Below are 15,038 nucleotides of genomic sequence, written 5' to 3'. Positions count from 1 at the left end.
ACAGATGCAAAAGATGACGACAACGGAGACTACACAAAAGGCACAGTGACCGGTCAATTTGGCGATATCAAAGATACGGACTGGCATACGGTGACTTTTGAAGCGAAGGTCGCGAAAGGAACTGAAGGTAAAACCATTCAAAATATCGCAGTTGTGAAGGGTGATAATGTTGACGAACCAGACAAACCTGAAAACTCAACAACGGTAGTACCGCCGCATGTGCCAGAGGTGCCAGCAAATCCAGAGCAGCCTTCTCATTCAGAACCGGATACACCTGGTCATCATCTTCCGAACACTGCAACAGAGATGTACAACCTTTTACTAGCAGGATTTGCACTTGTACTAATAGGTGCATCCCTTATTGTATGGAAAAGAAGAAAAAGAAACGGATAATCGTCCATGTTTCAAAAAATCATCTCAGCTCTATTGATTACAGCAGGTATTTGTCTTGTGATTGTAGGATATATGAAAATCGTTGATGGACAAAGACAAGTAGATCAATCATTCCAGTCAGCGCAAGCAGCCATCCAGCAAAAGGGGAAAATGGATTCCTCTTTTGTGCCGGAGGCTGGTGAAACCATTGGGCTCTTGCACATTCCAAAGTTAAACGCTGAGTTACCAATTGTAGAAGGAACAGCGGCGGAGGATTTGGCAAAGGGAGTGGGTCATTATCACGAGAGCTATTTTCCTAACGAACAGGGACAAATTGTTTTATCTGGGCATCGTGATACTGTGTTTAGACGAACAGGAGAACTTGTGAAAGGGGATCAACTTGTCATAGAGCTTTCATACGGTCGGTTTACCTATGAAATTGAGAAAACAAAGATTGTGAAAAAAGATGATCAAAGTATTATTACACTACAACAGGAAAAGGAAGAACTTGTCCTCACCACATGTTATCCTTTTTCTTTCATTGGGCCTGCGCCAAACAGATATATTATATATGGGAAGCGTGTTTAGCCACTGGATCAGCCTGCAGCTCATTCTTTTCATTAACCGATTAGAGCGCTTAATCCCTTGATAAACAGGGAATCTTCTATATCATATCTAGAGATGCAGGGGGGGTCAATTTGTTAAATAAAGAAGATGTAAAGTATATAGATAACGTTGGAAGAATTGTCCTGCCGACAGATATAAGAAAACGGTTGAAAATTCATCCACAAGATTTTATTGAAATCTATCAAGAAGAAAGTCACATTGTGATAAAGCCTTATTGGCAGGATAAACCTTGTATCGTTACAGGGCAAGTCACCTGTTCCAATAAGGCGCTGTCAGGCGGTGTAGTTGTCAGCCCAGAGGGAGCGAGACTGCTCCTGCAAGATTTACTAGCGCTGCGGCTGCAAAAAGAGATATAAAAAAAGGCTGTCGAGAAAATCTTGACAGCCTTTTTCTTAAATTTTCCAGGTTCTCATTTATAATAGGAAAAAGTCTAGTACAGGAAGGTGATTTTCTCATGTTCCACATTAGAAATTATCCTCAGCACGAAGCAGAATTTGTATTGTTAGATCAATTGGATCAAAGAGGATCACCTGATTCGTAAAATTGATCAGTACATTGATTTATTATTTACTTAAATGATAAGGTTATCTTTGGTGTCTACCGATTTTCCGTTTTTTAAATCATTTGAATATTTTTATAAGTAATAGGATCTTTATAACCAGCCTCTTTAAAACCTTTTAACCTTAATGTGCAACTGTCACATTCACCACAGGCATACTCTTCTCCGTTGTAGCAGGAGGTAGTAAGCTCGTAAGGCACATTCAACTTAAGTCCCAGCGTTATTGTATCCGCTTTACTTAAATTGATAAGAGGAGTATAAATGTTTGTTTTTTCCCCTTCGATATTTCTTTTGGTCGCAAGACGGACCGTATTGTTTAAGCTTTCAATAAACTCTGGACGGCAATCTGGATACCCACTGTAGTCGACTCTACTTACTCCAGTGAAAATAGCTTCTGCTTTAATCACTTCCGCATAAGCTGATGCACAGGAGAGAAAAATTAAATTCCTAGCCGGTACATATGTTATCGGGATGTTATTTTGATTCACTTTTTTCGGTACATCTATATTTTCATCGGTTAATGCGCTGCCTCCTAAATTTTTTAAAAAATCAATATTTACAATTTTATGCTCTTGTACTTGATAATGCTCTGCAATTTTTTTAGCTTGTTCCACTTCTCTGGAATGTCTCTGCCCATAGTAAAACGTGAGGGCATGCAACTTGTATCCTTCATTCTCTGCAATTCCCATGCAGGTGGCACTGTCTAATCCACCGCTTAAAACAACGACTGCTTTCTTATCATTCTTTTTAATATTAAACACCCCTTTCTTTCGGATCCCAAATGATTTTGTGAATCTGAAGATTAACTTGAATATCTTTCCGCCGGCTGTTTAGAACTTTTTTGACTAGATTCGCTGGCTTCATCGTCTCCCAAACCGGACTCATTAATAGCCGGCCCTTTTTATGATGCTTGTCAATAACATCCATGGCGATTTGAAAATCGTTTTCAGATCCTATAACAAATTTGATTTCATCATTTTCATCTAATAAATCAAAGTTTTCATAGATCATTTTTTCCATTTCTCCACTTTCTGGTAGTTTAAAATCCATTATAAATCGAACTTTATTGGACATTTCAGGGGATTGACGCCTCATGTTTATAAAAGTCTTTAAATGAATAGCACCATTTGTTTCAATATGAATATCTTTAATTACATCGATTTTAGCCAGCCTCTGAATTAAAGCTAAAGATTTTTCCCCATGGATTAAGGGCTCTCCCCCGGTTAAACAAACATAATGGTTTGCCAAACGGGACACCTTCTGTGCGATCTCTTCTATTGTAGCTTCAAACTCGGGTTTGCTGGGGGCATAGCTGTATTTTGTATCGCACCACACACAACGCAGATTACAATGAAACAGCCTTATAAATGTCGTCTGTTTTCCCACAGCAGATCCTTCACCCTCTATTGTTTCGAAAATTTCGACCATTGGTAATACTGTTGTATCTGCATTCATTTTACGCTCATCACCCTCCCGCGCTCTGATAATGTTTCAGAGAGAATTTCCAAAATATCGCGCTACATACTAGAAAACCAATAACATATAAGAAATACTGATAAACGTTTGTTTCATTAGACACATCAAGAAGGCGTTCCACCGGTACATTTGCGACGATCACTATAGGAAAAATAAAAACAAAAATTATTCTGCCAATCCCTTTAAAAAAAGACGTCGGATATCTAAATAGCGTCATTGCCCCTAAAAACAATTCGTGCAGACCGTCAACTTTCGTAATCCAAATCGATAATGTCATAGTGATAAACCAGAGTGCGTAAGCCAGCACTACTCCGGTTAAAATAAGGAACAAATATTCAAATATTTGGTTTATTTGTAAGGCGACATGTAGATTGATCAATGCATATATAACAAGCAAAATTGCTGGAATTAAATTCCCGAAATTCCCCATATCTAATTTCCGCAAAGAAATAATAAACTGGCTGTTTACGGGCTTTAATAAAAGAAGATCCAAGGTTCCTTTATTAACCAATGATGGGATATAGGGAAGGTTATTGATAAACAATACAAAAATTAAGGATTTTAATATCTCGCTTGTTCCGATTAGTAAATAAATGTCATATATACTCCATCCATTGACGTTTTCCACATAACCAAAGAGTGTATTGAAAAAAATTAGTGTAATGACAAACCATATGAGACTGTCAATAATATTCATAAAGAAGTTGGTTCTGTACATCATTAAATTAATGCTATTGATTTTAACAATGTGGAGAAAAAGAGTGATGTATCTCATTTCATGCACCAACCGATTCATATTTTGACATCGCACGTTTCCACGCATACTTCGAAAAAGCAGAAAGTATGCCGATCCATATAAGTTGAATAAATAAGCCGTAAAAGATTTCTCCCATTCCCAAACGGCCAAGATATATGTTTACAGGAAAATCAATCAAATAGGCAAATGGGAGATTTTTAACGATATGAAAAAATGGGTCCGGCAAAAGCTTTAATGGAAATAGCGTACCTGATAGCAGTTCAAGCAAAATATCTACTGTAAAAAAGAACGAAGCTATCTCAACAAAATAAAAAGAAAATAGAGAAACAAGAAAATACAAATTATAATACAAAATCATCGCCAAGATGGCAGCTGCAATCAGACCTGCTAAATCATGAAAATCAGGAAATAAAAAATATTCTCTATTGCAAAAAGAAATAATTCCTATTGGAATAATAACAAGCGTTAATTGGACCAGCTTATTTCCGGTATTTTTTGAAAACCAGAATCCCCAGTATGAAATAGGTTTTGTTAAATATTTTGAAAGTTCACCGCTGCTCACCTCATCTTGAATTGACCAGTGGAAAGAAGGAAGCAATAAGATCTCGAGAATCTTTGCTATAATTAAATATGTAATCATTGATTCAATTGTGTAGCCTTCAATGATTTGTTTTTGATCGTAGACATTCTGCCATAAATAAATGACTGCAATAAGTGGAAGCAGGCTAAATGCCATATACAGCAGGGTGTTGAGTCGATACTGAAAAGCCGTCTGTATGGCCATGAGCCCCGGCTTAATATATTTTCTCAATTTTTTTCAACTCCGACATGCTCTGATTGTTTATAAATCTCCTCTAATAAAGATTGGATTTCTGTATGCTTCTCCTCAAAATGAATAATATCGTAATTATTGATAATATCCCTCAAAGCCTGACTGAATGTATTTCTACTAATTTTCAAAAGAACAGTATGATCCAGTTCTTCGATGATTTCACCATATTGCTTCAAAAGCGAAAGGTTTTCCATTTCTGATAGGGTGATCGACAACAACTTGTATTCATCATCGTTTAAACCTGGCAAACCTTTAAAGCTCCCATTATAATAAAGCGCTCCATCTCGCAAAATCATAATTTGCTCACAAAGCTCCTCGATATCCTGTAAATAATGGCTCGTTAAGATAACTGTCACTTCCCGTTCCCGGCAGTATGACTTCAAGAATCGTCTAATATTTTTTTGAGCAATAAAATCTAAGCCAATTGTTGGCTCATCCAAAAATAAAATCTCAGGAGAGTGAAGTAGCGCGGCTACCAATTCACATTTCATTCTTTCGCCAAGAGAAAGATTTCGAACGGGAGATCTCACAACATGCTTCACATGCAAAGCGGTTGTCAGTCGCTCTATATGATCCTCAAACTCAGCTTGGGCAATCTGATATATTTCTTTATGGAGCAAAAATGTTTCGTATGGTGTAAGATCCCACCACAATTGATTTTTTTGTCCTAATACAACCCCTATTTTCTTTAAAAACGCCGGTTCTTTTTTATGCGGCGTAAATGAATCGACCGTTATCCTCCCTGAAGTCGGTGTAATCAAACCCGTCATCAGCTTAATTAAAGTTGACTTGCCTGCCCCATTTGCACCGATAAGACCAATAATTTTTCCTTTTGGAATTGAAAAAGAAACATTGTTTATAGCATGAATGACTTCTTTTTCTCTATGAAATAGACTCTTAACGGAATTCCAAAATCCTTCATCCATTGAAGCTCTGCTGAATGAACGTGATACATTTTCGACCTGTATGAACATAACCAAATCCTTCCGTTGATAAGTTTTAAAATTTGAAAATTTCTGCGAACTCAGTGCCGACCTGCATACCTCTATATGCATTTAACCCTTTAACCCCATTTTCCAATTGGAGGATGGCTCCTTGAGATTTATATGCGCTTAAAGCCTCCATTTTTTGGTCTATCACACTACTGATATCACTGACTAATTGATAAGTGGTTAACGGAGTCCAAATCTCATACTGCAAACATCTTTTGATCTTGTTTTTGTTTCGCAGAAAATTAGAGCGGTTTAAAAATAATGCCTCACTGGTAATTTCATGAACAATTCGATGGTCACGGTCAGCTTCTTCCGAGTGAGGATAGTATACATAATCAGGCCGATAATCATCTATATGCATCAGCACTCTTTCAACAAGATCTCTTCTATAGGTGAGCGCCCGGTCTTTTTCTTTTAAAAAATGAATATCTTGTGTGCCGATGATTGCGCAAGCTCTTTTGCATTCGTTTTCACGTATTTGAATATTTTGTTCAATGCTGCCATCGATTCCGGAAAGTTCGCCCTTTGTGACGATAATAATTCTCGCCTGATCCCCGCGTTTAATCGCTTTGGCAATTGTTCCCCCGCATCCGATCATTTCATCGTCATGATGTGGCGCGATGACTAAATGTTTTCTGTTATTTGTGTGCATTCACTTTCTCCTTTCTTTAAGAAAGCTTTGTGATGTAGATCATAAACTCGCTGCCTCGCTTGAAAGGTTCTCTATTGTAATCCCCATAAAAGTCTAAAACAGTAAAACCTCTGGATTTTAGAAGATAAAACAGTTCTGTCGGTAGTGAATATCTAGTTAAAAACTTGAATTCGTATTTCTCCGTTGCTTTATCACCTTGATGTATTTCAAATAAACAATAAGTTGATACAATTTGTTTATAATGGTCTATTCGAAATATACTTTGGGATTTAATATATTGATGATCTTTGGAGGGATTAGCTGTGTTTCCAAAATCTTTTTGCCTCTTGTCGTAAGGACAGACTTGCGGCGGCGATATGATGTCAAAAATAAACTTGCCTTCAGGTTTTAGCAGTTGCTTAATTTTTTTTAGCGCTTCGACCTGATCTTTTGGGGTCAAAAGATACTCAAAAACACCACCGCTCATAAAAATATAATCAAATTGGCTATCACAATGGAAATTTTTTATATCGGCCTTCTCAAAATGTATACGTTCTAATGTTTTCTGGTCAGATGTAGCAAGTTTCCTTTTTGCATTTTCAACCATCCCTGCGGAAATATCGATAGCATGAACGGTTGCACCGTTTTGGGCTAATTGAAAGGCCAGTCGGCCAGATCCGCATCCGATGTCAAGAATTGTGATACCTTCCTTTACAAAGCTGCTGTAGAAATCAAATAGTCCGTCCGGTTCAGGAATTAATTTATCATAAACGCTAGAGATATTGTCATACTGTTGTATTTGCTGAACCACTCTTTTTTACACCTCTTTCAAATGATTTGCTTTCCTTTTTAAACCCCATGAAAAATGCAATCTGCCATAAAGAAAGATAAATAGCTACACCCGTACCAAACCTATTTTTCAAAGGAGTCCAACTTTTTAGCATGCTTTTCAACAGGTTGCTAGGAGGAGAATACCATTCTTTATTCGATTTAACCCCCCTTGCTTGTCCCCTTCCATAGTTGTAAGAGCTTTTCAAATCGCCTAACAGCGTCAGGGCAGGATGGATGACTTGGGCACTATCATCGTATCCGATGCTGAGATCAGCCCTCCTCACTCTTGCATCAAAATCATAATCTTCTGTCCAGTTTATTTGATCGTCAAAATAATAGTTGTCTATTTGATCTAAAATATTCTTTCTAAATGCTAAAGGGGGGGAATACGCATTTTTTTTAGTAGTATGAATATGTCTGGAAGTTGCAATTATTTTTTCTGTTTTTGACCGGTAGGCAAAAAGAACCCTTCCTTTAGCTAACGGATGTTTATACAACATGTTGTATAACTTATCTATACAGCCTTTTCTAAAAATACAATCTGAATCCATTAGCAGAACATTATTTTTGCTTGAAGACTTGATTCCTTCGTTATAAGCCTTTGCAAGATTTGGAAAGGGAAGATAGACCATTATTGCATTGTGTTTTTTGGCGATATTTTCAACTTGTTTGGTTGCGCCGTTGAGTACGACTATAATTTCTGCCTCTATGTCTATGCTTTTTAAACAATCGTCAAGTCTAGGGTCATTATAAGCTGGTATTACGATTGACAGATCTATCAATGCTACTCACCTTTTTTAAAGTATTTTCCAAATCATTCAACACAGGATCTAAAATATAAAACTCTCCCCAATCCTTTAAGTTAGTCAAGACGCCTTTTGAACTTCTGAATGTCTCCAAACCAGGTGTATGAAAATATGTGAGGTCTATTGTTTTGCAAAAATCATGAATGTCAGTCACAATTGAATCCTTTATTGGCATGCAATAGTGTACAACTGCTTTATAATGTTGCTGCTTGGAGGTTAAATAATTCTTTATTCGATTTAAAAGTGAATCTTGATATAATTTTTTCATTCTTAAAGCTTCTTCTTCGGATATATCCTCTGTTTGTATCCAATCGTATGCGCAAAATGCCGGATTCATTTGATATTCATAAGGGATAACGCCTGCATTAGACAATATGATGGGGTGTATCCTTTCAAATTTATTTGTTATCTTTCTTATTTTTTTTCCAATATAAGAAAAGTCATATGGTTTTGCCCATGTGCAGACTTGGAATAAAATGATGTCTTTTCCGGCTGGCGGAAGGTACTCATCACTACAAAAGAATTTTTGCCATTGTTCAAATTCTTCGTGAAAGATATGGTCGCTGGTCGCCCCTCTCTTAAAGAAGGTTTCCCCCTTATAGATGTTTTTCAGTTTGTATTCCGGAAAGTTTGGATAGGTAGAACTCATGAACACTCACCTCATCTTATTTTTTGATTAAAAAATGATTTAAGAATAGAAAATCTAGCTCAGAACAAAAAAATGAACGAATTGCATCCTTCGGTGAACAAACGATCGGCTCATTTCCAATATTAAAAGACGTATTTAAAACAGCTGGTATTCCGGTTTCTTCATAAAAACATTGAATAAGCTCCCAATAAGGTGAATTCACCTCTCTATCTACGATTTGAGGCCTTGTGGAACCATCGATATGAGTTACTGCCTGAAGCAACTCTAGCGAGGATTTATGTATTGTTGCGTTTAAAAGCATATAAGGAGATGCCGTTACCTCGTTTATCGCCATCGTCTGATTCTCTGCATTAATGCTAGGTGCAAGTGGGCGCCATTGTTCCCTTTCTTTTATATAATTTACCCTTTGAAGCATTGTTTTGCTTTGCGGATTGGCCAGAATGCTTCGGTTTCCTAAAGCTCTTGGTCCGAATTCCATTCTTCCGGAAAATCTAGCTCCGACACTTCCTTTTTTTAAAAGCTCGACTGCAGCTTCGTTTATGCCATTCTCAAAAAACTCATATTTAATTTTGTATTGTTCTAGCAAATCTTTAATTTCTCTATCACTAAAGGCCGGTCCTGAATAGACATGGTCTTTCGAAAGCTTTACATCAAAACCCAGTTCTTTAGACAGCATTGCTCCTGCCCCTAATGATACTCCTGCATCAGATGCAGCGGGCTGTATAAAAATATCTTTAACTTCTTCTAAGTCAAGCAGTTTCCTATTGCTTACACAGTTAAGCCCGACGCCGCCGGAGATGCATAATCGAGAGCAGCCGGTAATCTCTATCGCCCTCTTGGCAAGGTAGATCAAATTCTCTTCCAATGCTTTTTGTCCAAAAGCTGCCACATGATTATAAGATAATGCATCAAGTTGATCGTATAGTTTAGCCCCTTTGTGGTCGTAGACATAATGTGCTGAATTTCTCTTTTCACCGAATTTTTTATAAAAGTAACGTACCCAATCTGTTAAAATTTGATTATAAGTTCTTCTATATCCATCATGTTTGTTGACAATTAACGGGACGTTCCCTTCCCATACTCCATAAGATGACAAGCCCATTGTTTTTCCTTCTCTAAATCTGCCCAGACCAATATATTTTGATAACCCCTCATAAAAGATTCCCAAGGAACATTCCAAAGGGTAAACTTCAAGATAATCGATATGCCCTTTTTCTCCTTTAGCGATTGTGATGGACTCTTCCTCGCCCGAACCGTCTACTACAAGTATTGCTGCGTCATCAAATCCGGAACTATAGTATGCGCCAGCAGCGTGGGCTTGATGGTGGGGATACATTTGTAGTGTTGGGTCTTTTTTTCTCGGAAACATATTTTTAGGGAAAACACAATGCAAGATATCTTTAGTTGTCAGCCTTTGTTTGTCGCCATACTCAATTTCAAGTTTTTCCACATCCCAGCCTAATGCTATATAGTCGACTTCATCTGCTGTAATACCTGCTTCGTGCAAGCAATAAGAAATAGAATGAACGGGCACTGTGTCAAACGCTTTTTTTCTTCTTATAAATCGTTCTTCTTCAGCGGCAGCGAGCAATTTTCCTTGATAAAATAAACTTGCACTCGTATCGTGCACACCTTTATCCCAACCATTTATACCTAGCACGTACATTAAAACACCTCATCATATTTTTCTTCTAATCTCCAAAAATTCTTGCGGAAGAAAAATTGATCTAACCGCTTTTCTGATGAAAACATATAGATCTGTATGAATATATAAATCTTTTATTGCGCTGTACTCAAGGTTTAATTTTCCTATTTCATCATTTAATTTTTCCTTATTTAAAAAAGGTTCTTCTTCCACTTGATAGCTACTAAAATTTTTATGTTTTTCCTCCAAGTAAAAGCCCATCTCGTGGAGATGTTTGAATAGAAGATACTCTCTTTGTCCGAGACGATCCGCACTAATATTCAGATAAATCAAATCCCCTGGTTCGCCTTTCAATACTTCTTGTGCCCTCTGTAACCATAAATCTATGCCTTGCCCATGATCGAGGGGATCACAATGGAATACGTCGTATTTCTTTTTAAGCCTGTCAGGGGCTTCATATGTGACATCAAATTCAAATGTTTCAATTTGCAACCCTTCCCGTCTGTTGATGGATTCTATAAAAGACACGAGATCGCTGTCTATATCACCTACAGATATGTTAAATGCGTTGCCACTGATTTGGGCAAGAGCAAGGCTTGTTAAATCATCATCGCCGCAAAAAAATACATCTTTCCACGGAGGCACTTTCTCAAAAATTATATTTGCACGCTTAACCGAAGTGGTCCATGTTGCTTGAAACTGCCCATGTTCTTTTTTGTTTCTTATCCGTTCCGGAAAAACCGCAGTTGCGAGATCACCAGCAACCTCAAAGTTCATCAGATCATTTGAAAATTCGATTTCGCCAATTTTGCTTATTTTACATAGTTGGTGATTCCTTAAAACGTAGAGGAGATTTATGGCAATGTGCATCGTTCCGGTTATATTGATGACGTCTTGAATTTTTTTTGCCTTATTTATGCATTGCCACACATACTTTTCAAACTGTGTGAAGCTGATACCGCTCCATAAGTTCCATATGCCAATTATTTTTTCAGCTTGCTTATGTTTAAGAAGATGTCCGATTTCTGTTTCCATATCTATCTTTAAAAAATCTTCATAGCATTTTTTTAAAATGTCTATAAGATCACACCCTATCATTATCAGGATCTACAAAACGATTTGTTTTGTAGATCCTATTTTTTGTTATATCGTCTTAGCGTTGGTTAAAAAAAGTTCTTTTTCTTCAAGCTCCAATTCGTCAGTCAAGAGCAAATCTTCAGAAATTTGATCTTCCTCTTTTTTCACGATTTCTTTTTCCACAGGATCACCTCCTTTCAAGTTTTTCGTATCTCGCACTGGCTTCATTGGTTTCTTGAACTTCAATCCATTTAATATGCGGCTGATTCCTCTTTGCGTTGCATAATGATTCTATTATCTCGAAAAAAACCTGAGCGACCCTTTCGGTGCTCGGCTCATATCCTCCTTTTATTTTGTTAAATTCGTCAAAATCATTTAGCACATAATGATCATACTTTTTCTCTAAATGGTGCTTCACTTCACGAAAATCTATTAACATATCTTTTTCGTCTAATGCTGAACCGGTAATGCAAAAGGTAACCTTGTAGTTATGGCCATGAAGCCTTGCGCATTTTCCCGCACCTGTGACTTTATGGGCGCAAGAAATCCAGAAATGTTTAGTTAATGTATAGATATATTGATTACTCATGGATTTAACCCCTTTTTTATACTATGTTTATACAATTTAATTTTCGGATTAAGAAGCAATTTAAATTTTCCATTTATGCATATAAGTATTGCAAAATTCGGATAATTAATTATAGGTTTCACGTAAGATATTTGTTAAGGAAACAATAAGGTGTTTATCATGATGAAAAATAACTGTGCATTTCAAAGAGGATAGAATTTATTGGTTTAGTTTAAATTCTAGGCTTGAAGGATTAAGTTAAGCGCCGTTTGAATGACAAATACATGTGTTAGAATGTTCTTTTAAAAACTGGCTTTGCTACATGAATTGTAAATATAGATATATATTTGTTTGCTGGCGTTTCATTTAGTTTTAAACGAATTAACATTTGTTTAAAACGAGGTATATCAAAATTGTCATTTTTACTCTTTAATTCAACTAATTATCCATTGATGTAATAAAATGTATATAAATGCAATATAACACCGTCGTTTTGTCGAAGTAAGGTGAAAATTGTCGTTTTTCCTTAAAAATTAATGAATTTGAAATATTGCTGCTTTTAAGAGTAATTCTACTCATAAAAAATGTGTTCCTTAGATTTTGATACTGAAAGGAAAGATTCAATATTTAAGGGCTGTACCTATTAAAATTTATAAAATATAAAATATACAGTAAGAAATAAACTATCGTTTTATCAAGTTTTAAGGGAAATCAATCAGTAATTTTTTAATTTGAAAATACTTTTACAGTTTTTTTTGTTTAGTTAATAAAAATTGTATGGGAGAGAAGTCATCCAATTTTTTAGATGAAATGGTTAATAAAAAATTATCGTAAGATTGAATAATTATTTTGGCCATGATAACTTTATGGGTCCATGCAGATTTGCTAGCTTGATGCGTAAAATCAAAAAAACTGTTCTCACATGATGAGAACAGTCAGACCGTAGACAAACCCCACCTTTACTTCAAGTAAAAGTGGGGTTTTCACTTATTTCGATAAAATCTATCTGATGTCTTACGCTGGACATGGTTCTTTCCATGTCCAGTTTGCTAATTTTTTAAGATTCATGGTAGCGAAAGTAAGCATCGCTTGCATTCAAACTTTTTTTAGTCCATGAAGTTTCGTCCAACGCATACCATGCTTTTCTTTTGCATCCGCAAAGGCGTCTTCTATTGTTTCTTTCCGTTTTGCATAGATGTCCATATTCATTTGTGTGAGTCTCAGATGGTCTGCTTCATCTAGATAGTCCTGCCAAATATGCTGATGAATTTGTTTGGTATGATTTTGACTTTGTGTACAGTTCTCTAGAAATGAGCAGGATTTACATACCTCTGAATCGGACGTATATTGCTTATAGCCTTCTCTAGTTGTTGTACGATAAGAAAGAATTTGCCCGTTTGGGCAAATGTAACAATCAAAATGTGCATCATACACATATTCATTCTTTTTCAAGTAACCAGCTTTTGTTCTCGGACGAGTGTAAGGCATGACAGGTCTTATCTCTTATCCATTAAAAACTTGGCGATGTAAGGATGTTTTATATCCAGCATCTACTGCAACTACATTTGGTTTTCCGACTTTCTTTGTCACCTTTGATACGAGTGAATCTAACCTACGACTATCATGAACATTTCCACCAGTGACCAGTGATCCTAAAATAAATCCTTTTGAATCACAAGCTGTATGAAATGAATAAGCAAATAACTTTTCACGTTCATCCTTTACATAGTAGCCACTCTCTGGTTCAGTTGTACTGACCTTGATTTCTTTTTCCTTTTCTTTATTCTGTAGGGGAAGGGCTTTTTTCCATGTTCTTCACAATCAATATTGATCTCCTCATGAAGCTGATTTTGATAACTTCTGTTTCTACTCGAACGATTTTCTTTTCAAGTTTTTTCTTATTAGCGTTCGCTTTTACATGGGTTGAGCAATGAAGGCGATAGAAGGGTCAACGAGACATTTTTTCATCGCTTCTCTTAAGATTCGGTAAAAAATTTGTTCAAATAAATCTGTATCGTGGAAGCGTTTCACGTAGCTCTTAGCGAAGGTAGAAAAGTGCTGAATTTTCTCCGAAAATCCATATCCAATAAACCAACGATAAGCCACATTGGTTTCAATTTCTTTAATGGTTTGACGCATGGAGCGAATGCCGAATAGATATTGAATCAAAACCATTTTAATGAGAACAAAGGGATCCACACTTGGTTTACCGTTAACAGAACTATAATGATCTTTGACGAGATCATAAATTAAATCAAAATCGATCGCTTGATCAATTTTTCGTACAAGATGATCTTTAGGTACTAATTCATCTAAAGCCACTACTTCTAGTTGATTTCTTCTTTCTTCTTCATGTTTCCATAACATGTTCATCCCCCACAGAATTGTGTTATTACCCTTATTATATAAAAAAGCTTGTAGACTTTGTCTACAAGCTGACTGTTCTCACATGATGAGAACAGCCTTTTTGATCATACTGGATTCAAAATCCGATTTAAGAATTGTTTTGTTCGTTCTTCTTTTGGTCGTTTGAAGATTTCTTCAGGAGGACCTTGTTCGACGATGACGCCGCCATCAATAAAAATCACTTCGTCCGCCACTTCTTGGGCAAACTTGATTTCATGTGTGACAACCGCCATCGTCCAGCCTTCTTTCGCTAAATCTTTCATGACCTTTAAGACTTCTCCGACAAGCTCAGGATCAAGCGCAGAGGTTGGTTCATCAAAAAGCATAAGCTCTGGCTGAATGGCAAGTGCACGGGCAATGCCGACACGCTGCTTTTGACCGCCTGACAGCTGGAAGGGATACAAATCTTTTTTATCCTCAAGTCCTACCTTTTGCAGAAGCTGAATCGCTTCTTTTCGCACCGCTTCTTTCGGACGGCGCTGGACTTGGACTGGACCTTCCATCACATTCTCAAGAACAGTGCGATGTGGGAACAGATGATAATCTTGAAACACCATGCCTGACTTCCGGCGAAGCTTGAGCAAATCAGCTTGTTTATTTTTTTTAGAAAAATCAATCGAGAAATCATCGAAGGTAAAGGAGCCGGCATTTGGAATTTCAAGTGCATTTAAACAGCGAAGCATCGTTGTTTTTCCTGAACCTGATGGACCAAGAATCGCCACAACCTGCCCTTTGTTGATCGTAAAATCAATCGACTTTAAAATCTCATTTTCACCAAAGGATTTGTTTAAGCCTTTGACTGTTAGCATG

17 protein-coding genes and 2 pseudogenes are annotated in these 15,038 nt (G+C 36.7%); 3 read left to right on the top strand and 16 right to left on the bottom strand.

The genetic code is table 11. The features are described from left to right. Window positions 1-54: 54 nt before the first annotated feature. The 3 genes and pseudogenes from ASG46_RS21260 to ASG46_RS05620 form a co-directional block, all read left to right on the top strand. A pseudogene (locus tag ASG46_RS21260) lies at window positions 55-393 on the top strand (LPXTG cell wall anchor domain-containing protein); the annotation flags it as partial. Between the two features lie 6 nt (window positions 394-399). Continuing rightward, complete coding sequence (locus ASG46_RS05625; RefSeq protein ID WP_039166256.1) at window positions 400-960, top strand: class D sortase; 561 nt, start codon at window positions 400-402, stop codon at window positions 958-960. 110 nt (window positions 961-1,070) lie between these two features. Continuing rightward, window positions 1,071-1,355: an AbrB/MazE/SpoVT family DNA-binding domain-containing protein gene (locus tag ASG46_RS05620; protein ID WP_041508244.1), complete on the top strand. Its 285-nt coding sequence runs from the start codon at window positions 1,071-1,073 to the stop codon at window positions 1,353-1,355. 259 nt (window positions 1,356-1,614) lie between these two features. On the opposite strand, the gene queC is transcribed toward ASG46_RS05620, so the two are convergent. From queC to ASG46_RS05550, 16 genes and pseudogenes are all read right to left on the bottom strand, one after another. Beyond that, entirely contained in the window at window positions 1,615-2,310 is a 696-nt protein-coding gene (queC, locus tag ASG46_RS05615) for a 7-cyano-7-deazaguanine synthase QueC (protein WP_082515459.1), read from the bottom strand. Window position 2,311: 1 nt separating this feature from the next. Next, window positions 2,312-3,013 (bottom strand): 7-carboxy-7-deazaguanine synthase QueE, encoded by a 702-nt coding sequence (locus tag ASG46_RS05610; RefSeq protein ID WP_056703583.1) that lies wholly within the window; start codon window positions 3,011-3,013, stop codon window positions 2,312-2,314. Between the two features lie 10 nt (window positions 3,014-3,023). Beyond that, window positions 3,024-3,809: an ABC transporter permease gene (locus tag ASG46_RS05605; RefSeq protein WP_056703580.1), complete on the bottom strand. Its 786-nt coding sequence runs from the start codon at window positions 3,807-3,809 to the stop codon at window positions 3,024-3,026. Window position 3,810: 1 nt separating this feature from the next. Beyond that, the gene (locus tag ASG46_RS05600) at window positions 3,811-4,602 is read right to left on the bottom strand and encodes an ABC transporter permease (RefSeq protein ID WP_056703577.1); all 792 of its coding nucleotides are present in this window, start codon (window positions 4,600-4,602) and stop codon (window positions 3,811-3,813) included. Further along, window positions 4,599-5,549, bottom strand: coding sequence for an ABC transporter ATP-binding protein (locus ASG46_RS05595; RefSeq protein WP_162242778.1), 951 nt, complete (start codon window positions 5,547-5,549; stop codon window positions 4,599-4,601). Before ASG46_RS05595 ends, ASG46_RS05600 begins: the two co-directional genes overlap by 4 nt. A gap of 73 nt (window positions 5,550-5,622) precedes the next feature. Then, a complete protein-coding gene (locus tag ASG46_RS05590) occupies window positions 5,623-6,267 on the bottom strand; it encodes a PIG-L deacetylase family protein (protein ID WP_056703571.1) in 645 nt (214 codons plus the stop codon). Window positions 6,268-6,283: 16 nt separating this feature from the next. Beyond that, entirely contained in the window at window positions 6,284-7,057 is a 774-nt protein-coding gene (locus ASG46_RS05585) for a class I SAM-dependent methyltransferase (RefSeq protein ID WP_056703568.1), read from the bottom strand. Then, entirely contained in the window at window positions 7,032-7,859 is an 828-nt protein-coding gene (locus tag ASG46_RS05580) for a glycosyltransferase family 2 protein (RefSeq protein ID WP_056703565.1), read from the bottom strand. The genes ASG46_RS05585 and ASG46_RS05580 overlap by 26 nt, the downstream gene beginning before the upstream one ends. Beyond that, window positions 7,825-8,532: a DUF5591 domain-containing protein gene (locus ASG46_RS05575; protein ID WP_056703563.1), complete on the bottom strand. Its 708-nt coding sequence runs from the start codon at window positions 8,530-8,532 to the stop codon at window positions 7,825-7,827. Before ASG46_RS05575 ends, ASG46_RS05580 begins: the two co-directional genes overlap by 35 nt. 16 nt (window positions 8,533-8,548) lie before the next feature. Further along, window positions 8,549-10,198, bottom strand: coding sequence for a carbamoyltransferase family protein (locus ASG46_RS05570; RefSeq protein WP_056703558.1), 1,650 nt, complete (start codon window positions 10,196-10,198; stop codon window positions 8,549-8,551). 12 nt (window positions 10,199-10,210) lie between these two features. Beyond that, complete coding sequence (locus ASG46_RS05565) at window positions 10,211-11,212, bottom strand: bis-aminopropyl spermidine synthase family protein (protein ID WP_162242777.1); 1,002 nt, start codon at window positions 11,210-11,212, stop codon at window positions 10,211-10,213. 229 nt (window positions 11,213-11,441) lie between these two features. Then, window positions 11,442-11,843, bottom strand: a complete 402-nt coding sequence (locus tag ASG46_RS05560; protein WP_056703552.1) for a 6-pyruvoyl trahydropterin synthase family protein — start codon at window positions 11,841-11,843, stop codon at window positions 11,442-11,444. A gap of 1,074 nt (window positions 11,844-12,917) precedes the next feature. After that, window positions 12,918-13,310: a transposase gene (locus tag ASG46_RS21600; protein WP_412055244.1), complete on the bottom strand. Its 393-nt coding sequence runs from the start codon at window positions 13,308-13,310 to the stop codon at window positions 12,918-12,920. Between the two features lie 15 nt (window positions 13,311-13,325). Further along, entirely contained in the window at window positions 13,326-13,586 is a 261-nt protein-coding gene (locus ASG46_RS21595; protein WP_412055246.1) for a transposase, read from the bottom strand. A gap of 100 nt (window positions 13,587-13,686) precedes the next feature. Continuing rightward, window positions 13,687-14,195, bottom strand: a pseudogene (locus ASG46_RS21590) (transposase); the annotation flags it as partial. A gap of 98 nt (window positions 14,196-14,293) precedes the next feature. After that, window positions 14,294-15,037, bottom strand: a complete 744-nt coding sequence (locus tag ASG46_RS05550; RefSeq protein WP_007498183.1) for an amino acid ABC transporter ATP-binding protein — start codon at window positions 15,035-15,037, stop codon at window positions 14,294-14,296. Between the last annotated feature and the right edge of the window lies 1 nt (window position 15,038).

The organism is Bacillus sp. Leaf49 (assembly GCF_001426125.1).
GTDB classification, from domain to species: domain Bacteria; phylum Bacillota; class Bacilli; order Bacillales; family Bacillaceae; genus Bacillus; species Bacillus altitudinis.
This window is presented reverse-complemented; position numbering and strand designations above follow the sequence as displayed.

Bases quoted from the DNA above. Each gene is read 5' to 3' on its own strand.
- ASG46_RS05625 (WP_039166256.1), top strand. From the start codon at position 400: ATGTTTCAAAAAATCATCTCAGCTCTATTGATTACAGCAGGTATTTGT.
- ASG46_RS05610 (WP_056703583.1), bottom strand. From the start codon at position 3,013: ATGAATGCAGATACAACAGTATTACCAATGGTCGAAATTTTCGAAACA.
- ASG46_RS05605 (WP_056703580.1), bottom strand. From the start codon at position 3,809: ATGAGATACATCACTCTTTTTCTCCACATTGTTAAAATCAATAGCATT.
- ASG46_RS05595 (WP_162242778.1), bottom strand. From the start codon at position 5,549: ATGGATGAAGGATTTTGGAATTCCGTTAAGAGTCTATTTCATAGAGAA.
- ASG46_RS05590 (WP_056703571.1), bottom strand. From the start codon at position 6,267: ATGCACACAAATAACAGAAAACATTTAGTCATCGCGCCACATCATGAC.
- ASG46_RS05575 (WP_056703563.1), bottom strand. From the start codon at position 8,532: ATGAGTTCTACCTATCCAAACTTTCCGGAATACAAACTGAAAAACATC.
- ASG46_RS05570 (WP_056703558.1), bottom strand. From the start codon at position 10,198: ATGTACGTGCTAGGTATAAATGGTTGGGATAAAGGTGTGCACGATACG.
- ASG46_RS05565 (WP_162242777.1), bottom strand. From the start codon at position 11,212: ATGGAAACAGAAATCGGACATCTTCTTAAACATAAGCAAGCTGAAAAA.
- ASG46_RS05560 (WP_056703552.1), bottom strand. From the start codon at position 11,843: ATGAGTAATCAATATATCTATACATTAACTAAACATTTCTGGATTTCT.
- ASG46_RS21600 (WP_412055244.1), bottom strand. From the start codon at position 13,310: ATGCCTTACACTCGTCCGAGAACAAAAGCTGGTTACTTGAAAAAGAAT.
- ASG46_RS05550 (WP_007498183.1), bottom strand. From the start codon at position 15,037: ATGCTAACAGTCAAAGGCTTAAACAAATCCTTTGGTGAAAATGAGATT.